This window comes from Polaromonas sp. P2_G11 (genome assembly GCF_056403595.1).
This window is the reverse complement of sequence record NZ_JBFUFE010000003.1, coordinates 302593-323941: the sequence shown is the minus strand read 5'-3', so window position 1 is coordinate 323941 and position 21349 is coordinate 302593. Positions and strand designations below refer to the sequence as shown.

Annotated in this window: 17 protein-coding genes; all 17 read left to right on the top strand. The window is 59.6% G+C overall.

Annotation, left to right across the window (positions count from 1 at the left end; translation table 11 throughout):
• The first annotated feature begins 1 nt into the window (after position 1).
• The 17 genes from AC1DWQ_RS12285 (at position 2) to AC1DWQ_RS12205 (ending at position 21325) form a co-directional block, all read left to right on the top strand.
• Positions 2 to 670: a type IV pilus inner membrane component PilO gene (locus AC1DWQ_RS12285; protein ID WP_477669884.1), complete on the top strand. Its 669-nt coding sequence runs from the start codon at positions 2 to 4 to the stop codon at positions 668 to 670.
• Positions 667 to 1221 (top strand): pilus assembly protein PilP, encoded by a 555-nt coding sequence (locus AC1DWQ_RS12280; protein WP_477669883.1) that lies wholly within the window; start codon positions 667 to 669, stop codon positions 1219 to 1221. The genes AC1DWQ_RS12285 and AC1DWQ_RS12280 overlap by 4 nt, the downstream gene beginning before the upstream one ends.
• Complete coding sequence (locus AC1DWQ_RS12275; protein WP_477669882.1) at positions 1218 to 3326, top strand: type IV pilus secretin PilQ; 2109 nt, start codon at positions 1218 to 1220, stop codon at positions 3324 to 3326. The genes AC1DWQ_RS12280 and AC1DWQ_RS12275 overlap by 4 nt, the downstream gene beginning before the upstream one ends.
• Positions 3327 to 3483: 157 nt before the next feature.
• Positions 3484 to 4020 (top strand): shikimate kinase, encoded by a 537-nt coding sequence (locus AC1DWQ_RS12270; protein WP_457279811.1) that lies wholly within the window; start codon positions 3484 to 3486, stop codon positions 4018 to 4020.
• Between the two features lie 45 nt (positions 4021 to 4065).
• Complete coding sequence (aroB, locus tag AC1DWQ_RS12265; RefSeq protein ID WP_477669881.1) at positions 4066 to 5181, top strand: 3-dehydroquinate synthase; 1116 nt, start codon at positions 4066 to 4068, stop codon at positions 5179 to 5181.
• A gap of 99 nt (positions 5182 to 5280) precedes the next feature.
• Positions 5281 to 6477: a deoxyguanosinetriphosphate triphosphohydrolase gene (locus tag AC1DWQ_RS12260; RefSeq protein WP_477669880.1), complete on the top strand. Its 1197-nt coding sequence runs from the start codon at positions 5281 to 5283 to the stop codon at positions 6475 to 6477.
• Positions 6478 to 6562: 85 nt separating this feature from the next.
• Positions 6563 to 7753, top strand: a complete 1191-nt coding sequence (locus AC1DWQ_RS12255) for an MFS transporter (RefSeq protein ID WP_477670209.1) — start codon at positions 6563 to 6565, stop codon at positions 7751 to 7753.
• A gap of 192 nt (positions 7754 to 7945) precedes the next feature.
• Positions 7946 to 9094 carry an ABC transporter substrate-binding protein gene (locus tag AC1DWQ_RS12250; RefSeq protein WP_477669879.1) on the top strand — a complete coding sequence of 383 codons (1149 nt, stop codon included), beginning with the start codon at positions 7946 to 7948 and terminating at the stop codon, positions 9092 to 9094.
• Positions 9095 to 9199: 105 nt separating this feature from the next.
• The gene (locus AC1DWQ_RS12245) at positions 9200 to 9910 is read left to right on the top strand and encodes a transposase (RefSeq protein ID WP_477669878.1); all 711 of its coding nucleotides are present in this window, start codon (positions 9200 to 9202) and stop codon (positions 9908 to 9910) included.
• A 236-nt stretch (positions 9911 to 10146) separates the two neighbouring features.
• Positions 10147 to 14892, top strand: a complete 4746-nt coding sequence (locus tag AC1DWQ_RS12240; RefSeq protein ID WP_477669877.1) for a glutamate synthase-related protein — start codon at positions 10147 to 10149, stop codon at positions 14890 to 14892.
• Positions 14893 to 15006: 114 nt separating this feature from the next.
• Entirely contained in the window at positions 15007 to 16473 is a 1467-nt protein-coding gene (locus tag AC1DWQ_RS12235; protein ID WP_477669876.1) for a glutamate synthase subunit beta, read from the top strand.
• 665 nt (positions 16474 to 17138) lie between these two features.
• Positions 17139 to 17984, top strand: coding sequence for an ABC transporter ATP-binding protein (locus AC1DWQ_RS12230; RefSeq protein WP_477669875.1), 846 nt, complete (start codon positions 17139 to 17141; stop codon positions 17982 to 17984).
• A complete protein-coding gene (gene mlaE / locus AC1DWQ_RS12225; protein ID WP_457279722.1) occupies positions 17981 to 18775 on the top strand; it encodes a lipid asymmetry maintenance ABC transporter permease subunit MlaE in 795 nt (264 codons plus the stop codon). Before AC1DWQ_RS12230 ends, mlaE begins: the two co-directional genes overlap by 4 nt.
• Positions 18776 to 18906: 131 nt before the next feature.
• On the top strand, positions 18907 to 19413 hold the full coding sequence (gene mlaD / locus AC1DWQ_RS12220; protein WP_457279721.1) for an outer membrane lipid asymmetry maintenance protein MlaD: 507 nt from the start codon (positions 18907 to 18909) through the stop codon (positions 19411 to 19413).
• Positions 19410 to 20186: an MlaA family lipoprotein gene (locus tag AC1DWQ_RS12215; protein ID WP_477669874.1), complete on the top strand. Its 777-nt coding sequence runs from the start codon at positions 19410 to 19412 to the stop codon at positions 20184 to 20186. The genes mlaD and AC1DWQ_RS12215 overlap by 4 nt, the downstream gene beginning before the upstream one ends.
• Before the next feature lie 193 nt (positions 20187 to 20379).
• Positions 20380 to 21030, top strand: coding sequence for an MlaC/ttg2D family ABC transporter substrate-binding protein (locus tag AC1DWQ_RS12210; RefSeq protein ID WP_477669873.1), 651 nt, complete (start codon positions 20380 to 20382; stop codon positions 21028 to 21030).
• Between the two features lie 13 nt (positions 21031 to 21043).
• Positions 21044 to 21325: an STAS domain-containing protein gene (locus tag AC1DWQ_RS12205; protein ID WP_477669872.1), complete on the top strand. Its 282-nt coding sequence runs from the start codon at positions 21044 to 21046 to the stop codon at positions 21323 to 21325.
• Positions 21326 to 21349: the final 24 nt, after the last annotated feature.

Sequence of the window (21349 nt, the reverse complement as noted above, 5' to 3'; positions counted from 1 at the left end):
CATGGCAAAAATCTCTAAAAATTCCATCGACTTTGCAGCAATTCAAAGCAGTCTGAAGTCCCAGTTTACGGGACTGGATCCCAATGATCCACCTTCATGGCCAGCACTTCCACGTTACCTCCTTTGTTTGGCCGTCACGATTTTTGTTGTCGTGGCTCTCTGGTTTGTATGGCTCAGCGCGTCCGATGAAGAGTTGACGGCGGAGAAAGCCAAGGAAGTCAAGCTCAAGGAAGATTACACAAAGAAGCTTGCACAGGCTGTCAATCTGGATGCGCTGAAGAAGCAGCGCGAACAGGTTCAACAATATGTAACCCAGCTTGAAAAGCAACTACCGAGCAAGGCCGAAATGGACGCACTGCTTTCTGATATTAATCAGGCGGGTTTGGGGCGTAGTCTGCAGTTCGAATTGTTTCGTCCAGGTCAGGTGAGCGTGAGGGAGTATTACGCGGAATTGCCGATCGCTGTTCGAGTCACTGGCAGATATCACGATATCGGTGCTTTTGCAGCTGATATTGCCAATCTTTCCCGCATTGTCACTCTGAATAATCTGAGCATAACGCCAGGCAAAGATAGTACCTTGGTTATGGATACCACAGCCAAAACGTTCCGCTATCTGGACAATGATGAAGTAGCCTTGCAGCGCAAGAGCGCTCCTGGAGCCAAAAAATGAGTGCAGGAAAATATGCGGTAATTTTTTGCGGTTTGGCAGGGATTTTATTGGGCCTGTCCGGCTGTGGTTCCTCTGAACAGGAGGAGTTGCAGGAATGGATGACCCAGCAACGGAACGCAACCAAGCCGAAAGTAGAGCCGTTGCCAGAGCCTACTAAATTTTCACCTCAGTTGTATGGCCAGGAAGGTTCAATAGAGCCTTTCAGCATTCAAAAACTGACACAGGCGCTGAAACGCGAATCCAATCAGTCGACGGCCAACGCCGCCTTGATCGCACCTGAACTGAGCCGACGAAAAGAACCACTGGAGGCATATCCCCTGGACGCTATTGCCATGGTGGGTAGCCTGATCAAGGTTGGCCAGCCAGTCGCGCTGGTACGAGTTGACAACCTGATTTATCAAGCCCGGGTAGGGAATTACCTGGGGCAAAACTACGGCCGGATCACCAAGGTCACTGAAACAGATCTCGCCTTGCGCGAGATAGTGCAAGACGCCGCGGGTGAATGGATAGAGCGGACCGCGACTTTACAGTTATTAGAGGGATCAAAATGAACAAGCAGACACCGGCACTAGAGACGCAGGAAAAAAAGGGCCGCCTGCAGCTTTTGTTTGGGCGTGTGTTGCGTTGTGCTTCGCTCAGTCTGGCATTTTCTGTAACTGCCGCTCCCTTGCTGGCGCAGGCACAGAATGCCATCCAGGCTGTTTCCGGATCAGTTCAGGGCGGTGCAGAGGTCATTCGAATCGATTTGGCGGAACCTTTGGCTGCGGTACCGACGGGTTTTAGTATCCAGACGCCGGCGCGTATAGCACTTGATTTTCCCGGGGTTGGTAACTCCATGGGACGATCTGCAGTGGACCTCAACTTGGGAAATCTGCGCTCGGCGAATGTAGTGCAGGCGGGTGAAAGAACCCGTGTAGTACTGAATCTAAAGGTGCCAACGGCGTATAAAGCTGAGATTCAAGGGAAATCGTTGTTGATTACCCTCGATTCAGTGGCGGCGGCTACGCCCTCCGCCACTACACCACCAGTGTTTGCCGAAAATCGCAACACCGACACATTGCCTTTGAAGGACATCGATTTCCGTCGTGGCGTTGAGGGTTCTGGCCGTATCGTTGTGGATCTGCCCAATAACCAGGTTGGCGTGGATATACGCCAGCAAGGCCAGACTTTGGTGGTTGAGTTCCTGAAAACCGCATTGCCAGAAGGACTTCGCCGTCGTCTGGATGTGGGCGATTTCGGAACACCGGTGCAAACCGTCACCACATTTCAAACGGGGGATAAGGTCCGTATGGTGGTTGAGCCCAAGGGCGCTTGGGAACACAGTGCGTATCAAAGTGATAACCAGTTTGTTCTGGAAGTGCGCCAGCAAAAAATTGACCCAAGCAAGCTGACGCAAGGACCTGGTTATAACGGTGAGAAGCTATCCCTGAATTTTCAGAACATTGAAATTCGCTCCCTTCTGCAGGTGATTGCAGACTTTACGAACTTCAATATCGTGACGTCGGACTCGGTTACCGGTGCGGTAACGTTGCGTCTGAAAGATGTTCCCTGGGATCAGGCACTGGACATTATTCTTCAGGCCAAGGGACTGGGCATGCGCAAAACAGGCAACGTCTTGTTGATCGCACCCAAAGACGAACTTGCAGCCAAAGACAAGCTGGAACTGGAGTCAAAGAATGCGATTCAAAGTCTGGAAACGCTCCGGACCCAGGATTTCAAGCTTAACTATGCAAAGGCTGCAGACATTGCGGCAGGGCTGTTGGGCTCCGGCGCTGGCGCTACAAAGATACTGTCTGCGCGAGGTAGTGTGATATCGGAGGCGCGCACCAATCAATTGTTCGTTACCGACATACCATCGCGACTTGAACAGGTGCAGGCGCTGATAGCGAAATTAGACGTCGCAGTCCGTCAAGTGTTGATTGAAGCTCGTATCGTTGAAGCATCGGATTCCTTCGGTAAATCTCTGGGCGTGCGGTTAGGGGGTCGACCCTTCACCCAGGGTAATAACACCGCTTTTGGCGGGTCGTATAACGCGACGGTTGCAGGAACTACTGCAGGTGAATTCGTGAGCTTGCCTGGTGTAGGCCAAAACGGATTCAACGCAAGTACGTTTGCCATTTCTTTGTTCAATGCCGCAAAGACACGATTCCTTAATCTTGAGATTTCTGCATCTGAAGCAGATGGCAAGACGAAAATTGTTTCCAGTCCACGTGTCGTGACTGCTGATCAGGTGAAGGCTCTGATTGAACAGGGTACAGAGCTTCCCTATCAACAGGCGACTTCCAGTGGTGCCACCGCTATTGCCTTTCGAAAGGCAAACTTGAAGCTCGAAGTCACTCCGCAAATAACGCCGGAGGGGAACATCATCCTTCAAGTGGACGTGAACAAGGATAGCGTGGGACGTGAAACAGCGAACGGATTCGCGATTGATACCAAGCATATTCAAACGCAGGTACTGGTGGAAAATGGTGGAACCGTGGTCATTGGCGGCATTTTTGAGCAAAATGATCGTGACAATGAAACCAAAGTCCCGCTTTTGGGCGACATCCCCGGTGTTGGCAATTTGTTCAAACAAAGAACGCGATCTGCCACGAAGTCTGAATTGCTGGTGTTCATCACACCCAAAATGCTGACTAACGGATCTGCCCTGCGTTAATTCCGACCACCCGTCTGATCGCCTTGGGCGAGTTCGAGGGCGGTAGGTAAAGAAGGCGTCGTGCTGAAGGACTGCGCGTGGGACTGCCAGTCCTCTGCGTAGTTGCTTGGCATGCTTCTGGGCAACCTTTCCTCCATATCAATTGAATGCACATCCGTTGAGAATCGCCTGCGTGGGCTTGCCTGGGTCGGGGAAATCCACCGTCGGCAGGCATCTTGCCCGAAGAATGGGGTTGCGGTTCATTGACTCGGATCAGGTGATAGAACAACGTATCGGTTGCTCTATCCGTGAGTTTTTTGAGCGCGAAGGTGAAGACGCATTTCGCGACATCGAGCAGCTGGTCATCGATGAGTTGACTCAGGGTGAGGTTTGCGTACTCTCCAGCGGCGGCGGGGCTGTGCTGCGCCCCGCCAACCGGCAACATCTTCGGGAGCGGGCGCAGGTGGTTTACCTGCATTCCATCCCCGAAGAGGTTTTTCGCCGTTTGCGGCATGACCAGAACCGCCCCTTGCTTCAGGTGGCCGATCCGCTGGCGCGGCTCAGGGATCTTTACGCCGCCCGTGACGCCCTCTATCGGGAAACGGCACACTATGTCATTGAAACAGGCCGCCCTTCAGTCTCTACGCTGGTCAACATGATCCTGATGCAGCTGGAGCTGGCAGGCGTGATGGCTCCGCCTCCCGACCGGCCATAACCATTGGCAAGCCTTGGAAAGGGTGGAAGCCTCTACACTTCTTCCATGCAAGAAAATTCCTCTTCCGCCGTTGCGACAATCCGGATTGATCTGGCCGAACGCAGCTATCCGATCGTCATTGGCAGCGGGCTTCTGGGAAGCAGCAATACCTATCAGGACGTGCCCAAAGCGGCGACGGCGCTGGTGGTGTCAAACACCACCGTGGCCCCGCTGTATGCCGTGCAACTCACCCGGGCCTTGCAGCAACGCTATGACAAGGTGCTGCTGGTCACCTTGCCGGATGGTGAAGTCCACAAGGACTGGCCAACCCTGCAATTGATTTTTGATGCGCTGCTGGAAAACGGCTGCGACCGAAAGACGGTGCTGTTTGCCTTGGGCGGTGGCGTGGTCGGCGACATGACCGGCTTTGCCGCGGCCAGCTATATGCGCGGCGTACCATTTGTGCAGGTGCCCACGACATTGCTGGCCCAGGTGGATTCCTCGGTAGGCGGCAAGACGGCGATCAACCACCCGCTGGGCAAAAACATGATCGGTGCGTTCTACCAGCCCTTGCAGGTGGTGTGCGACCTGGATGTCCTGGCGACGCTGCCTTCTCGCGAACTGAGTGCGGGCCTGGCCGAGATCATTAAATACGGCCCCATTGCCGACATGGCATTCCTTGAATGGATCGAGGCTAACCTGGAGGATCTGCTCGCCAGGGAGCCCGTGGCCATGGCCCACGCCATCCAGCGCAGTTGTGAGATCAAGGCATGGGTTGTAAGCCAGGACGAGCGGGAGTCGGGCTTGCGGGCCATCCTGAATTTCGGTCACACCTTCGGCCACGCGATTGAATCCGGCCTGGGCTATGGGGAATGGCTGCATGGCGAAGGTGTGGGCTGCGGCATGGTGATGGCCGCGCATCTGTCAGAGCGTCTGGGCCTGGTTGACAAGCCTTTTACGGAACGCCTGACCAATCTTGTCCGACGATGCGGCCTGCCGGTGCGAGGACCTGTGCTGTCAACCACCGACAATGCCGGCCGCTATCTCGAACTGATGCGCATCGACAAAAAATCCGAAGCGGGTGAGATAAGGTTTGTTGTGATCGACGGCCCCGGGAAGGCAGCCGTTCGCAGTGCACCGGATGCCATGGTGCGCACTGTCATAGATATGTGCTGTGAATAAGCGGCGGAAAATATGGAAGAAGTACCTGAAATTGCTATCAATTCAGGAGCTGTTTGCGCTTATACGGTATGGGATTTCGGTCATTTTTATGCTTAATCCATGAATCTCCAGCCCTACGCCTGTGACCCGTCGCGTTCGCGCGGCCGCCGCTTTGCCGAGCCTGCTGCGCCAACCCGGTCCGAGTTTCAGCGCGACCGCGACCGTATCGTGCACTCCACCGCTTTTCGGCGCCTGGTGTACAAAACCCAGGTGTTTCTGAATCACGAAGGTGATTTGTTTCGCACCCGTCTGACTCATTCGCTGGAGGTCGCCCAGCTGGGAAGGTCCATCGCCCGCACGCTTCAGCTCAACGAAGACCTCGTGGAAGCCATTGCGCTGGCGCATGACCTGGGCCATACGCCGTTCGGTCATGCCGGTCAGGATGCCTTGAACGCGTGTCTGAAAGCCTGTAACCCAGACAGCGCAGGCTTTGAGCACAACCTGCAAAGCCTGCGCGTGGTGGATTCCCTTGAGGAGCGCTATCCGGCCTACAACGGGCTGAACCTGACCTTTGAGACGCGAGAAGGAATCCTGAAGCATTGTTCCAGGCGCAATGCACGCCATATTGAAGCCCGCGAGCCGGACGGTGTTGCCCGCCGGTTCGTGGAGCCCGCTGACGGGCCGCGCTGGCAGCAACCCGGTCTGGAGGCACAACTGGCCAATCTTGCGGACGAAATAGCCTACAACGCGCACGATATTGACGACGGCGTGCGCTCCGGCCTGTTAACCCTGGAGCAACTGGAGGGTGTCGAGCTGTTCGCGCAACACTGCCGGGAAACGCAACTGGCGCACCGGGCGTTGAAAGGCCGGCGGCTGCTGTTTGAGACCATACGGCGCATGCTCAGTGCCCAGGTCTATAACGTGATGGATGCGACATCGCTTGCGATTCACAAGGTTGCACCTGCCAGCGTGGACGAAGTTCGCAGGCATCCGGCGCTGGTGTGTTTTACCGAAGAAATGGCGATGCAGTCTGCATCCCTCAAACGTTTTTTGCTGCGAAACCTGTACCGCCACCCGAAAGTGGTGGAAACCACGCAGGCTGCCAAGCAGGTAGTCCGTGACCTGTTCGAAGCCTATATGGCCGACCCGGCCCAGATGCCGCAGGCTCACATCGACCGGTTTGACGGCATTGATGCCCCCCATGCGGCGGGCGCAAAACCCGAGAGGGTGGTCGCCGACTACATTGCCGGCATGACAGACCGCTTCGCCGCCAAAGAGCATGAGCGCCTTAAGGGGCGCGCAGCTTTTCCGGTTTAGGTGGAGTTGTAGCGGCCCATAGGCAGCAAGCGTGACGGAGCCCCGGCCAACAACAACCCCGAGCCCGAACGCGGCCTGGTACGTGATGGCTGCCGGTGTGGTGGCCGCCCTTTACGTGGGAAAACTACCGCCTGCGCTGCCTGTACTGGGAAAGGTATTGGGCGTGACATTGCTGCAGGCCGGATTTCTGCTGTCGCTGGTGCAGCTGGCGGGTATGGTGCTCGGGCTGCTCATCGGGCTTGTTGTGCAGCGTGCCGGCCTCAAGCGCAGCATGGTGGCCGGGTTGCTGGTGTTGTCCGGTGCCGGTCTGTTGGGCGGCGTGTCTCCCGATGTGCATTGGCTGCTCGCCGCACGTGTATTCGAAGGGCTGGGATTCCTCTGGGTGGTGTTACCGGCCCCAGCCCTGATCCGCCAGCTGGTGCCACAAGAGCGGCTCAATGGCATGCTGGGAGTATGGGGCGCCTACATGCCGCTGGGCGCCTCTCTGGCCTTGCTGGGAGGCCCCATGATCATCGGCCTGGCCGCACCTGACTGGGGTTGGCGAATCTTGTGGTGGCTTCTGGCCGCGCTGGCCGCAGTGCTGGCTTTGCTGGTCGCGTGGCAAGTTCCTGCACAGGGGCATCTGCATGATGGCATCTCCCCCCGGCAATCGCCGGCTCCTCATTTCCGTGGCGGAGATATTGTCCGCGCGACGCTGCGGTCGCGCGCAGCCTGGTACATGGCTGTTGCTTTTGCGATGTACTCGGGACAGTGGCTTGCTGTGGTCGGTTTCCTGCCGTCCATCTACACCCAGGCTGGCGTGAGCGGTGTGTGGGTGGCATGGCTTACGGCGCTTGCTGCTGCCGTCAATATCATCGGCAACGTCGCGGCAGGCAGGCTGCTGGAGCGTGGTGTACGACCGGTGGTTCTGCTTGGGGCAGGCTTCCTGTCGATGGCTGGAGGCGCACAGCTCGCATTTGCCGTGCAACTGCGCCCGGAAATACAGTACGTGGCCATACTGGTCTTCTCGATGGTGGGTGGCCTGATCCCCGCAACGCTGTTTAGCCTGGCCATCCAGCTTGCGCCCCGCCGTGATGCCGTGTCGACCACCGTTGGCTGGGTCCAGCAGTGGTCGGCGTTGGGGCAATTTGCCGGTCCTCCGCTGGTTGCCTGGGTGGCCAGTACTGCGGGAGGATGGCAATGGACGGGTTGGCTTGCGACGGCCGGCTGCGCCATCGCCCTCGTGTTGGCGATCTTGCTTGATCGTCTGCCTGGATCTGCCCGCCAACGCACTTGAACGGGCGTATGTTGGCGCCCCATGCGCATAGGCTTATGACGTGTTGGCATTTCCACGGTGGTTTTTGAGGGTTGCACCGATTACGCTGAGGGTCTGCGCACAATTTGTGACATTTCTTCGGAATATTGAGCGCATGCTGAGGTACGGGCATCAAACCTGCTTTGGCTATTTCGTCTCTCAAAAGGTGTTCTCATGGGTTTCAATCGACGTCAACTAATTCTGCGTGGGGTTTCCGCGGGCGCTGCGGTAGCAAGCCCTGCGCTCTGGGCTCAAAGCAAAACCAGCCGCAAGATTCTTCTTGGCCAATCGGTTCCCCTGACAGGTGCAGCCGACCAGATCGGTCTGGCGTATCTGAATGGAGCAAAGATTTATTTCGATGCCATCAATGCAAAGGGCGGTGCCGGCGGCCACAAGATAGAAGTCAAGACACTCGACGACGGCTACAACCCGGCCAAGGCTGCCGCCAATGCCAAGCAGTTGATCGACGAAGGCGTCGATGCGCTGTTCGGCTTTGCCGGTACAGCCAGCTGTGATGCCGCGTTTGCCGCTTCCAAGGCATCCGGGGCGCTCTTTTTCGCACCTTTTGCGGCGTCGGACGCATTGCATGATCCTGCGCTGGCAAACATATTTCATGTGCGTCCGGCGCTGGCCGATGAGGCCTACAAAATTGCGCGCCACTGTGCCACCCTCAACCAGGACCGTATCGGTGTATTTGCCGAAGATGACGCCATGGGGCGGGGCGGCCTTGCAGCGGTGAACCAGGCCCTGATCGACCTGAAGCGCCCGGCCATCGTTGGCAGCGCCCTGTCGCCGGTCAACAGCGACAAGGTCGATGCCGCAGTGGCGCAGCTGATGAAGGCGCAACCTCAGGCCGTGATCCAGGTCAGCCTGTTCAATTCATCGGCAGCGTTCATCCGCAAGATGCGCCAGGCCGGCTTCAGCGGGCAGTTCCTCAATTTCTCCGTCGTGGGTATCGATCCGCTGTTCAGTGCCTTGGGCAAGGAGATAGGCGGTGTGGTGATCTCGCAGGTGGTGCCGTCGCCACGCAGCACGGGTACGCCCATCATCAAGGAATACCTGGATGTACTGAACCAGACGGACCAGACGCCGAGTTACGAGAGTGTGGAGGGTTATATTGCTGCCCGTACTTTTGCCGAAGGCGTACGCCGCAGTGCGGCCGGCAGCGGCAAACCCGACAGGGCAGGTCTGCAAAAGGCGTTTGAAACCATGACGGACTACGACGTGGGCGGCTTTCGTGTGAACCTGCGCCCCAAGAAATACGAATCGGTGCGTGCGATTGACCTGGTCACCATCACGCCTGACGGCAAAGTTGTCCGTTAAGCGTCTTCTTTCCCGTCGTTTCAACGGCGCCCAATGAACTCAGTGCGGAGCAGGAAATCAGGGTCAGATCAAATATCATGACGCAAACTTCAGGCATTGCATCCCATGGCCCGTCTTCCCCGGCTGACGCTCCCCGGTTACCCGCACCACATCATCCAGCGGGGGAATAACCGGCAAACTGTCTTTTCTTCGGCCGCCGACCACCAGGTGTTTTTGGCGTTGCTTGAAGAAAGCGCCCGCAAGTTCGGCGTTGCCCTGCATGCTTACGTGCTGATGGACAACCATTTCCACTTACTGGCGACGCCTTCCACAGCGGACAGCCTGCCGCAGATGATGCAGGCTGCCGGGCGGCGCTATGTGCGTTACTTCAACGACAACCAGGGCCGCTCCGGCACCTTGTGGGAAGGGCGTTACCGGGCCACCGTGATCGAGGCCGAGCGCTACCTGCTGGCCTGCATGACCTATATGGACCTCAATCCGGTCCGCGCGGGACAGGTGGCCGAGGTCAAAGACTATCCGTGGTCCAGCTACGGCCACTACGCAGGCCTGCGGGTCGACGGCCTGCTCACGCCGCACCCGCTGGTCTGGGCGCTGGGCAACACGCCCTTCGCCCGTGAAGTGGCCTACGCCGAACTGGTGCGCGCCGGCATCACGCTGGAGCAGCAAGACCAGCTGACCCGATCCGCCCTGAGTGGCTGGGCCCTGGGTGGAGATGGCTTTTTGGCGGAGTTGCAAAAGCGCACGGAGCGCCGTGTCACCAGGAACCAGGCGGGGCGCCCACCCCTACGCGTGGCTGAGGGCCCGGATGATGAATAACTTCATATTTATCAAGGCTTGGCGCGTTTGAGTTTAATATGTCCCTAATTTATTGTTGATTAAATTAATCGACATTTAATTAGAATCTGACCCTATTTAAAGCGCTTGGCATTGTTGTTGCAATGCAATATGCTCCCATTCCCTGCGAAAAATTATGAACCTTGCGGATGGAAGCGTTGCCCAGGCTTTTCGAGGCCACTCGGCACCGCCGTCATCCCAACTGACGAGGAATTGCCATGACCACGGCTGCTGAAATCAAGCATTTTGAAGAAAACGGTTTGTACTCCGGTGCGAACGAACACGATGCCTGCGGCGTCGGTTTCGTGGCGCACATCAAGGGGCACAAAAGCCATGCCATCGTCCAGCAAGGCTTGAAGATCCTCGAGAACCTAGACCACCGGGGCGCAGTGGGCGCTGACAAGCTCATGGGCGACGGCGCCGGTATCCTGATCCAGCTGCCCGATGCGCTGTACCGTGAAGAAATGGCCGGCCAGGGCGTGCAGCTGCCGCCACCCGGAGAATACGGCGTCGGCATGGTCTTCCTGCCGAAAGAGCACGCTTCCCGCCTGGCCTGCGAACAGGCGCTCGAGCGCGCCGTCAAGGCCGAAGGCCAGGTGCTGCTGGGCTGGCGCGACGTGCCGGTCAACCGCGACATGCCCATGTCGCCCACCGTGCGCGAAAAAGAACCCATCCTGCGCCAGATCTTCATCGGTCGCGGCAACGACGTCATCGTGCAGGACGCGCTGGAGCGCAAGCTGTATGTCATTCGCAAAACCGCCAGCGCCGCCATCCAGAACCTGCGCCTGACGCACAGCAAAGAATATTACGTGCCCAGCATGTCCAGCCGCACGGTGGTCTACAAAGGCCTGCTGCTGGCCGACCAGGTGGGCACCTACTACCGTGACTTGACCGACCCGCGCTGCGTCTCGGCACTCGGATTGGTGCATCAGCGCTTCTCGACCAACACCTTCCCGGAGTGGCCGCTGGCCCACCCGTACCGCTATGTGGCGCACAACGGCGAAATCAACACCGTCAAAGGCAACTACAACTGGATGAAGGCACGTGAAGGCGTGATGTCTTCGCCGGTGCTGGGTGCCGACCTGCAAAAGCTCTACCCGATCAGCTTTGCCAGCCAGTCCGACACCGCGACCTTCGACAACTGCCTCGAGTTGCTGACCATGGCCGGCTACCCCATCAGCCAGGCCGTGATGATGATGATCCCCGAGCCTTGGGAACAGCACACCACCATGGACGAGCGCCGCAAGGCCTTCTATGAGTACCACGCCGCCATGCTTGAGCCCTGGGACGGCCCGGCCTCCATCGTCTTCACCGACGGCCGCCAGATCGGCGCCACGCTGGACCGCAACGGCCTGCGCCCCTCGCGCTACTGCGTGACCGATGACGACCTGGTCATCATGGCCTCCGAATCCGGCGTGCTGCCGATTCCTGAGCACAAGATCGTGCGCAAATGGCGCCTGCAGCCCGGCAAGATGTTCCTGATCGACCTCGAACAAGGCCGCATGGTCGACGACGAAGAAATCAAGGCCACGCTGGCCCACAGCAAGCCTTACAAGCAATGGATTGAAAACCTGCGCATCAAGCTGGACGACGTGGCCGGCAAGGCCGCCAAGACCGCTCCGGTCACTGTGCCCGCCGCCTCAACCATCGCGCTGCTTGATCGCCAGCAGGCCTTTGGCTACACACAGGAAGACATCAAATTCCTGATGTCCCCCATGGCCGCCAACGGCGAGGAAGCCACCGGCTCCATGGGCAACGACAGCCCGCTGGCTGTGCTGTCCAACAAGAACAAGCCGCTCTACAACTACTTCAAGCAGTTGTTCGCGCAGGTGACCAACCCACCCATCGACCCGATCCGCGAAGCCATCGTGATGTCGCTGGTGTCCTTCATCGGCCCCAAGCCCAACCTGCTGGACATCAACCAGGTCAACCCGCCGATGCGGCTTGAAGTGAGCCAGCCCGTGCTCAACGTGGCCGACATGCAAAAGCTGCGCGACATCGAAGCGCACACACAGGGCAAGTTCAAGAGCTATACCCTGGACATCACCTACCCGCTGGCCTGGGGCCACGAAGGCGTCGAGGCCAAGCTGGCTTCGCTGTGCGCTGAAGCGGTCGACGCGATCAAGGACGGCAAAAACATCCTGATCATCAGCGACCGCGGCATCACCGCCACGCAGGTGGCCATCCCGGCCCTGCTGGCGCTGTCGGCGATTCACCAGCACCTGGTGAAAGAAGGCTTGCGCACGACCGCCGGCCTGGTGGTTGAAACCGGCTCTGCCCGCGAAGTGCATCACTTTGCCGTGCTGGCCGGCTACGGCGCTGAAGCTGTTCACCCCTACCTCGCGATGGAAACCCTGGCCGAGTTGTCCAAAGGCCTGCCCGGCGACCTCAGCACCGACAAGGCCGTCTACAACTACACCAAGGCTATCGGCAAGGGCCTGTCCAAGATCATGTCCAAGATGGGCGTGTCGACCTATATGAGCTACTGCGGTGCGCAGCTGTTCGAGGCCATCGGCCTGAGCCGTGACACCGTGGCCAAGTTCTTCACCGGCACGGCCAGCCAGGTTGAAGGCATGGGTGTGTTTGAGATCGCTGAAGAAGCGCTGCGCATGCACCGTGCTGCCTTCAGCGACGACCCGGTGCTGGCCAACATGCTGGACGCCGGCGGCGAATACGCCTGGCGCGTGCGCGGCGAAGACCACATGTGGACGCCCGATGCAATTGCCAAGCTGCAGCACTCCACCCGCTCCAACAACTGGAACACCTACAAGGAATACGCCCAGCTGATCAACGACCAGAACCGCCGTCACATGACGCTGCGCGGCCTGTTCGAGTTCAAGATCGACCCGTCCAAGGCCATCCCGATCGATGAAGTCGAGCCGGCCAAAGAGATTGTCAAGCGTTTTGCCACCGGCGCCATGTCGCTGGGCTCCATCAGCACCGAAGCCCACGCCACGCTGGCTGTGGCCATGAACCGCATCGGCGGCAAGAGCAACACGGGCGAGGGCGGTGAAGACCCGAACCGCTACCGGCAAGAACTCAAGGGCATCCCCATCAAGAAGGGCGAGACGCTGAAGAGCGTGATCGGCCCTAAACAGGTCGAGGTTGATTTGCCGCTGCAGGACGGCGATTCGCTGCGCTCGCGCATCAAGCAGGTCGCGTCGGGGCGTTTTGGTGTCACGGCCGAATACCTGGTGTCGGCCGACCAGATCCAGATCAAGATGGCCCAGGGCGCCAAGCCCGGCGAGGGCGGCCAGCTGCCCGGCGGCAAAGTCAGCGAATACATCGGCCACCTGCGCTACTCGGTGCCCGGCGTCGGTTTGATCTCGCCGCCGCCGCACCACGACATCTACTCCATCGAAGACTTGGCCCAGCTGATCCACGACCTGAAGAACGTCAACCCGCGCGCCAGCATCAGCGTCAAGCTGGTCAGTGAAGTCGGCGTCGGCACCATTGCCGCGGGCGTGGCCAAGGCCAAGTCCGACCACGTGGTGATTGCCGGCCATGACGGTGGCACGGGCGCCTCGCCCTGGTCGTCCATCAAGCATGCCGGCTCACCCTGGGAAATCGGCCTGGCAGAAACGCAGCAGACCTTGGTGCTCAACCGCCTGCGCGGCCGTATTCGCGTGCAGGCCGACGGCCAGATGAAAACCGGCCGTGACGTCGTGATAGGCGCGCTGCTGGGTGCGGATGAATTCGGCTTTGCCACCGCGCCACTGGTGGTTGAAGGCTGCATCATGATGCGCAAGTGCCACCTCAACACCTGCCCCGTCGGCGTGGCCACGCAAGACCCGGTGCTGCGCCAAAAATTCAGCGGCAAGCCCGAGCATGTCGTTAACTACTTCTTCTTCGTCGCCGAAGAGGCCCGCCAGCTCATGGCGCAGCTCGGCGTGCGCAAGTTTGACGAGCTGATCGGCCGCGCTGACCTGCTCGACACGCAAAAAGGCATTGAGCACTGGAAAGCCAGCGGCCTTGATTTCGCCCGCCTGTTCTACCAGCCGAATGTGCCGGCCGACGTGCCGCGCATGCATGTGATGGAACAAGACCATGCGCTCGAAAAAGCGCTGGACGTGCGCCTGATCGAAAAATCGAAAGCCGCGATTGAAAAGGGCGAAAAAGTCCAGTTCATCGAAGTGGCGCGCAACGTCAACCGCACCGTCGGCGCCATGCTGTCGGGCGAGCTGACACGGCATCACCCGCAAGGCTTGCCAGACGACACGCTGCGCATCCAGCTTGAAGGCACGGGTGGTCAGTCCTTCGGCGCCTTTCTCGCCAAGGGCATCACCATGTACCTGATCGGCGACGCCAACGACTACACCGGCAAGGGCCTGTCGGGCGGCCGCATCGTGGTGCGCCCCAGCATCGACTTCCGCGGCGACGCGGTGAAGAACACCATCGTCGGCAACACCGTGCTCTACGGCGCAACCACCGGCGAAGCCTTCTTCAGCGGCGTGGCCGGCGAACGGTTTGCCGTGCGCCTCTCGGGCGCCACGGCGGTCGTTGAAGGCACGGGCGACCACGGCTGCGAATACATGACGGGCGGTACCGTCGCGGTGCTGGGCAAGACCGGCCGCAACTTCGCCGCCGGCATGAGCGGCGGCGTGGCCTATGTGTATGACGAGGACGGCTTGTTTGCCACGCGCTGCAACACCTCCATGGTGTCGATGGACCGCATCGTCACCACCGCAGAGCAGCACACCCATGACAAGGCCGACTGGCATGCGGGCGAAAGCGATGAGGAATTGCTCAAGCGCTTGCTGCAGGACCACAACCGCTGGACCGGCAGCAAGCGCGCGCGCGAGCTGCTCGACAACTGGAGCGAGTCGCGCCTGAAATTTGTGAAGGTCTTCCCGAACGAATACAAGAAGGCACTGATCGAGCGCAAGGAACGCCGCCTGGAAGCCGCGACCGAGACCACAAGGGCCCAGGTCGCCACCAACCAGGAAGCGGTGGCGGCTAAATAAGCCGGTTGCGCCTTTTACGCATCAAACTATCTGCTATCGAATTTATAGCTGCTTACGCCCGTCTTCAAAGGGCTAGAGGCATAAAACGCTTAAAGAATTGCACAGGACCGCATCATGGGAAAAATCACCGGCTTCATGGAATACGAGCGCATCGAGGAGGGCTACAAGGCCGTGCCGGAGCGCCTGAAGAATTACAAGGAATTTGTCATCGGGCTGGACGACGCGCAGGCCAACAAGCAGGCCGCACGCTGCATGGACTGCGGCACGCCGTTCTGCAACAACGGCTGCCCGGTCAACAACATCATTCCCGACTTCAACGACATGGTGTTTCGCGCTGACTGGAAAAACGCGATCGACACGCTGCACAGCACCAACAATTTTCCCGAGTTCACCGGCCGCATCTGCCCCGCGCCCTGCGAAGCCGCCTGCACGCTGAACGTGAATGACGACGCCGTCGGCATCAAGTCGATCGAGCACGCCATCATCGACCGCGCCTGGTCCGAAGGCTGGGTCAAGCCCGTGATGCCCAAGCACAAGACCGGTAAAAAGGTTGCCGTGGTCGGCTCTGGCCCTGCCGGCATGGCCGCCGCGCAGCAACTGGCTCGCGCAGGCCACGACGTGACGCTGTTTGAAAAGAACGACCGCGTCGGCGGCCTGCTGCGCTACGGCATTCCCGATTTCAAGATGGAAAAAGTCCACATCGACCGCCGCGTCGAGCAGATGAAGGCCGAGGGCGTGAACTTCCGCACCGGCGTGATGGTGGGCAGCCTGCCAAAGGACTCCAAAGTCACCAACTGGGCGAAAGAAAGCATCACCCCTGAGCAACTGCAAAAAGACTTCGACGCCGTCATCCTCACCGGCGGCGCCGAACAGTCGCGCGACCTGCCCGTGCCCGGCCGCGACCTGGACGGCGTGCACTTTGCGATGGAGTTTTTGCCCCAGCAGAACAAGGTCAATGCCGGCGACAAGGTCAAAGGCCAGCTGCGCGCCGACGGCAAGCATGTCATCGTCATCGGCGGTGGCGATACGGGTTCCGACTGCGTGGGCACCAGCAACCGCCACGGCGCGGTCAGCGTCACCCAGTTTGAGCTGATGCCCCAGCCGCCCGAAGAAGAAAACCGCCCCATGACCTGGCCTTACTGGCCGATCAAGCTGCGCACCTCTTCCAGCCACGAAGAAGGCTGCGAGCGCGAGTTCGCGATCTCCACCAAGGAACTGATCGGCGAAAAAGGCAAGGTCACGGGCCTGAAGACCGTTCGCGTCGAATGGAAAGACGGCAAGATGGTGGAAGTGCCAGGCTCTGAGCAAACCCTCAAGGCTGACCTGGTGCTGCTGGCCATGGGCTTTATTTCGCCGGTGGCGTCCGTTCTGGATGCGTTCGGCATCGAAAAAGACAACCGCGGCAACGCCAAAGCGGGCACTGACTTCACCGGCGGCTATGCCACCAATGTGCCCAAAGTGTTTGCCGCTGGCGACATCCGCCGCGGCCAGAGCCTGGTCGTATGGGCGATTCGCGAAGGCCGTCAGGCCGCGCGTGCTGTCGACGAGTTTTTGATGGGCTTTAGCGACCTGCCTCGCTAAGCGCCGCGCCCGGCCTTCGCAAATCGCCCCAAGGGGCGGTTAAATAAACCCCAAGCTTGCGCTTGGGGTGCGCGTAGGCCGCCAGGCCGCGCGCGTGGTCGACGAGTTTCTGATGGGCTTTAGCGACCTGCCTCGCTAAGCGCCGCGCCGGCCTTCTCAAATCGCCCCAAGGGGCGGTTAAATAAACCCCAAGCTCGCGCTTGGGGTGCGCGTAGGCCGCCAGGCCGCGCGCGCGGTCGACGAGTTTCTGATGGGCTTTAGCGACCTGCCTCGCTAAGCGCCGCGCCGGCCTTCTCAAATCGCCAAAAAGGGGCGATTGTGAGGCCCAAGCTGGTGCCCGGGTTGCGTGAAATGGTGCCAAACCTCCAGAAATCACCCAATTGGCGTGACGGTCCGTTGCGCTTTGCGCACACCTGCCTGGTTGGCAAATAACACCGAAAACCCCGGGTGCTATCAAAAAAATAGCTGCTTGCGCCGGATAGTTGTGGCTTGCGGCCACTATCGGCCCGATAAGGCGGCCGCTTTTTTGGGCCACCCTCGCTGCTTTAGGCCGCTCAGCCCAAGGTTTTTGGTTTCCGGTCAGGGGCTGTATAAGGGCAAACCCCGTATCATTCGGTATTACTTACCCAAGCCAACACACCTGCTGGCCTGTCTTTTCTCCTTCAATGCCCGACATTTCCGCTTCATCATTGGTTGAGTTCAAGGATGTGACGTTTTCCTATCCCGGCTCCGCCGGTGATCGCGTCATCCTGGACAAGGTCACGCTGTCCGTGCCTCGCGGCAAGGTTACCGCGCTGATGGGCGCTTCGGGAGGCGGCAAAACCACCGTGCTGCGCCTCATCGGCGGGCAGCAAAAGGCTGTCAGCGGCGCTGTGCTGTTCGACGGCAAGGACGTCGGCAAGCTGGCCCAGGCGGAACTCTATGCCGCGCGCCGTCGCATGGGCATGCTGTTCCAGTTCGGTGCGTTGTTCACCGATCTGAGTGTTTTCGACAATGTGGCGTTTCCCTTGCGCGAGCACACCGAATTGGGTGAAGCCCTGATCCGCGATATCGTGCTGATGAAACTCAATGCGGTGGGCCTGCGCGGCGCGCGGGACCTGCTGCCCAGCGAGATTTCGGGCGGCATGGCCCGCCGGGTTGCGCTGGCGCGGGCCATTGTGCTGGACCCGGAACTCATCATGTACGACGAACCGTTCTCCGGGCTCGATCCGATCTCGCTCGGTACCGCCGCGCAGCTCATACGCCAGCTCAACGATACGCTGGGCATTACCAGCGTGGTGGTGTCGCATGATCTGGAAGAAACCTTCCGCATTGCCGACAAGGTCATCATCCTGGCCAATGGTGGCATTGCGGCGCAGGGCACACCTGACGAGGTGCGTCGCTCCACCGATCCGCTGGTGCACCAGTTCGTCAATGCCGAAAGCGAAGGCCCCGTGAAATTCCACTATCCGGGCCCCACTGTGGATGCCGATTTCGGCGACCCGGCGGCCAAATCAGGGAAGCGCGCATGAGCCGCTATAGCCCTGTCGCGCTGATTTCCGGCCTCGGTTTTTCCGTGCGCAGCCAGCTGGCCGAGCTGGGCTACGCCGCGCGGTTGATGTCCCGGCTGGTGGCCCTCACCGGCCCGGCCCTGGCCCGCTTTGGCCTGGTGCGCGACCAGATTTTCTTTTTGGGCAACTACTCGCTGGCCATCATTGCCGTGTCGGGTCTGTTTGTCGGCTTTGTGCTGGGCCTGCAGGGCTACTACACGCTGCAGCGCTATGGCTCGGCAGAAGCGCTGGGCTTGCTGGTGGCGCTCAGCCTCGTGCGCGAACTCGGGCCGGTGGTCACTGCTTTGCTGTTTGCCGGCCGCGCCGGCACGGCGTTGACGGCCGAAATCGGCCTGATGAAAGCCGGCGAACAGCTCTCAGCCATGGAAATGATGGCGGTAGACCCGGTGCGGCGCATCCTGGCGCCCCGCTTCTGGGGCGGCATCATCGCCATGCCCCTGCTGGCTGCCGTGTTCAGCGCTGTGGGCATCATGGGTGGCTGGCTGGTGGGTGTGGTCATGATCGGTATTGATGCGGGCTCCTTCTGGAGCCAGATGCAGTCCGGTGTCGATGTCTGGCGCGACGTAGGCAACGGCATCATCAAGAGTTTTGTGTTTGGCGTCACGGTCACTTTTGTGGCCTTGCACCAGGGTTTCGAGGCCCAGCCGACGCCTGAGGGCGTGTCGCGCGCGACCACGCGGACCGTGGTGGTTGCGTCGCTGGCCGTGCTGGGGCTGGATTTCCTGCTGACCGCCTCGATGTTCAGCCTTTAAAACCGTCTTCATACATTTTTAATTCGCCCATGAGAAAATCCTGCTTCCCAGTGTTTGCCTTGGGTGAACCCCGCAAGGACAAAACAGCCCGGAATGGCGAAAACGCCGGACCAGGCCACTGAAAGAAAACGATGCAACGTTCCAAAAATGATTTGTGGGTGGGTTTGTTCGTGTTGATTGGCGGCGCCGCCATCCTGTTTCTGGCGCTCAAGTCCGCGAATTTGCTCAGCCTGAATTTCGATACCTCCTACAAGGTGACGGCGAAATTCGACAACATTGGTGGCCTCAAGCCGCGAGCCGCTGTCAAAAGCGCTGGCGTGGTAGTGGGCAGGGTTGAAAATATCACTTTCGACGACAAGTCCTACCAGGCCAGCGTCAATCTGGCGATGGAAAGCCGTTACGTGTTCCCGAAAGACAGCTCGCTGAAGATTTTGACCAGCGGATTGCTGGGCGAGCAGTACATCGGCGTGGAGGCCGGTGGGGACGAGAAAAATCTTGCCGCAGGGGACGTGGTCAAAAACACGCAGTCCGCCGTGGTGCTTGAGAATCTGATCAGCCAGTTTTTATACAGCAAGGCGGCAGACAGCAGTTCCGGATCAGGGTCTGCGCCGCCATCAGGGACGCCAGAAAAAAAATGACAGCAGAAATCACGATGAAAAAACCGGCCGGCTGGGCTGCGGCAGTGCTTGCACTGGCACTTCTCCAGGGGTGTGCTACCGGTCCCAATGCGAGCCCATCCGATCCGCTGGAGCCGTTCAACCGGACCATGTTCAGTTTCAATGACGGCGTGGACCGCGCCGTCGTCAAACCCGTGGCAACCGCGTACCGGGATATCACGCCTGCGCCTGTGCGCACCGGTGTCACTAATTTCTTCGGCAACATTTCCGACGTGTGGTCCACCGTCAACAACCTGCTCCAGGGTAAAGGCCAGGCTTCTATCGAAAGTTTTTTCCGTGTCACGACCAATACCCTCTGGGGCGTGGGTGGCATTTTTGACGTTGCCAGCGATCTGAAGATTCCCAAACACTCGGAAGATTTTGGCCAGACGCTCGGCGTTTGGGGTGTGGGCTCGGGCCCCTACCTCGTGCTGCCTTTGCTGGGCCCTTCTTCCGCGCGTGATTCGGTAGGTTCGCTGGTTGATTACCAGGGCGACCTGGTAAGCCGGATCGACAATGTCCGTGCCCGCAATTCCCTGACGACTTTGCGCCTGGTGAACGCCAGGGCCAACGTGCTCGGGGCCGGTGATGTCCTGGACCAGGCCGCACTCGACAAATACAGCTTCACCCGCGAAATCTACCTGCAGCGCCGCCGTAGCCTGATAGGCGGGACTTCGGTGGAAAAAGAGGAACGTTACGATTTGCCGGAAGGCACATCGGCCGCCCCGGCGGCACCAGCCTCCGCCGCCAAATAGTGTCATCCCGGGTTTGAACAGGGGTCAAAAGGCTGTTGATTGCAAACAATATTTACAAGACTGCCGTAAAACTTCATTCACAGCCCGGAAACCATCCCGCAGAATAACCATCGAACCATCGGTTGCAGCAGCGACGTATCCATAGGGGTACTGCAATTTTCGCAGCCGCATGCTTCGTCATAGAAGGAAAATCATGAAACGCAGAACACTTGGCCATTTATTCACCGCCGCCCTCAGCCTGGCCCTGATGGGGTCTGCGCCGTTCGTTCGCGCAGCCGATGAGGCACCCGATGCCCTGATCAAGCGCGTCTCGGCCGATGTGCTGGACAACATCAAGACGGACAAGGCTGTAAAAGCCGGTGACCTCACCCGGGTGCTCGCGCTCGTCGACAGCAAGATCATGCCTAACGTGAACTTCACACGCATGACGGCCTCTGCCGTGGGCCGCAACTGGCGCCAGGCCACGCCTGAGCAGCAAAAGAAGCTTCAGGACGAGTTCAAGACCCTGCTGATCCGCACCTATTCCGGCGCATTGGCACAGGTCAGCGACCAGAGCGTCAATGTCAAACCGCTGCGTGCGGCTCCGGAAGACACTGAAGTCGTCGTACGCACCGAAGTTCTGGGCCGGGGCGATCCAATCCAGCTGGATTACCGCATGGAAAAAACCGCTACGGGCTGGAAGATCTATGACCTCAACGTGCTGGGCGTCTGGCTGGTGGAAACCTACCGTACCCAGTTCGCCCAGGAAATCAGCGCCAAGGGCGTCGATGGCCTGATCGCTTCCCTGGTTCAGCGCAACCAGTCCAACACCGGCGCAGGCGCAGCTGTTGCCAAGAAGCCCTGAGCAGGCATCGCCAGTGCTGACGCTTCCTTCTGTCCTCACGCATGCCGAGGCTGCCGGGTTTGCTCTCGGCCTCAAGCAGGCCGTGCTGTCCCAGCCGGCCGGCGTGGTGGCCGATGCAGGCGCGCTGAAGGAGTTTGACTCCTCCGCGCTGGCGGTGCTGCTGGAATGCCGGCGTGAAGCGCTGGCTGCCGGCAAGGCGTTTTCGGTGGCCGGCTTGCCGGCTCGCCTGCGTCAGTTGGCAGGCCTGTATGGCGTGGCAGAGCTGATTCCCGCCGCTGCCGCCCCGGCGGCCTGAGACGCCGCTTTCGGGTTTCTTCGC

Bases quoted from the DNA above. Each gene is read 5' to 3' on its own strand.
- AC1DWQ_RS12285 (WP_477669884.1), top strand. From the start codon at position 2: ATGGCAAAAATCTCTAAAAATTCCATCGACTTTGCAGCAATTCAAAGC.
- AC1DWQ_RS12280 (WP_477669883.1), top strand. From the start codon at position 667: ATGAGTGCAGGAAAATATGCGGTAATTTTTTGCGGTTTGGCAGGGATT.
- AC1DWQ_RS12275 (WP_477669882.1), top strand. From the start codon at position 1,218: ATGAACAAGCAGACACCGGCACTAGAGACGCAGGAAAAAAAGGGCCGC.
- aroB (WP_477669881.1), top strand. From the start codon at position 4,066: ATGCAAGAAAATTCCTCTTCCGCCGTTGCGACAATCCGGATTGATCTG.
- AC1DWQ_RS12260 (WP_477669880.1), top strand. From the start codon at position 5,281: ATGAATCTCCAGCCCTACGCCTGTGACCCGTCGCGTTCGCGCGGCCGC.
- AC1DWQ_RS12255 (WP_477670209.1), top strand. From the start codon at position 6,563: ATGGCTGCCGGTGTGGTGGCCGCCCTTTACGTGGGAAAACTACCGCCT.
- AC1DWQ_RS12250 (WP_477669879.1), top strand. From the start codon at position 7,946: ATGGGTTTCAATCGACGTCAACTAATTCTGCGTGGGGTTTCCGCGGGC.
- AC1DWQ_RS12245 (WP_477669878.1), top strand. From the start codon at position 9,200: ATGGCCCGTCTTCCCCGGCTGACGCTCCCCGGTTACCCGCACCACATC.
- AC1DWQ_RS12240 (WP_477669877.1), top strand. From the start codon at position 10,147: ATGACCACGGCTGCTGAAATCAAGCATTTTGAAGAAAACGGTTTGTAC.
- AC1DWQ_RS12235 (WP_477669876.1), top strand. From the start codon at position 15,007: ATGGGAAAAATCACCGGCTTCATGGAATACGAGCGCATCGAGGAGGGC.
- AC1DWQ_RS12230 (WP_477669875.1), top strand. From the start codon at position 17,139: ATGCCCGACATTTCCGCTTCATCATTGGTTGAGTTCAAGGATGTGACG.
- mlaE (WP_457279722.1), top strand. From the start codon at position 17,981: ATGAGCCGCTATAGCCCTGTCGCGCTGATTTCCGGCCTCGGTTTTTCC.
- mlaD (WP_457279721.1), top strand. From the start codon at position 18,907: ATGCAACGTTCCAAAAATGATTTGTGGGTGGGTTTGTTCGTGTTGATT.
- AC1DWQ_RS12215 (WP_477669874.1), top strand. From the start codon at position 19,410: ATGACAGCAGAAATCACGATGAAAAAACCGGCCGGCTGGGCTGCGGCA.
- AC1DWQ_RS12210 (WP_477669873.1), top strand. From the start codon at position 20,380: ATGAAACGCAGAACACTTGGCCATTTATTCACCGCCGCCCTCAGCCTG.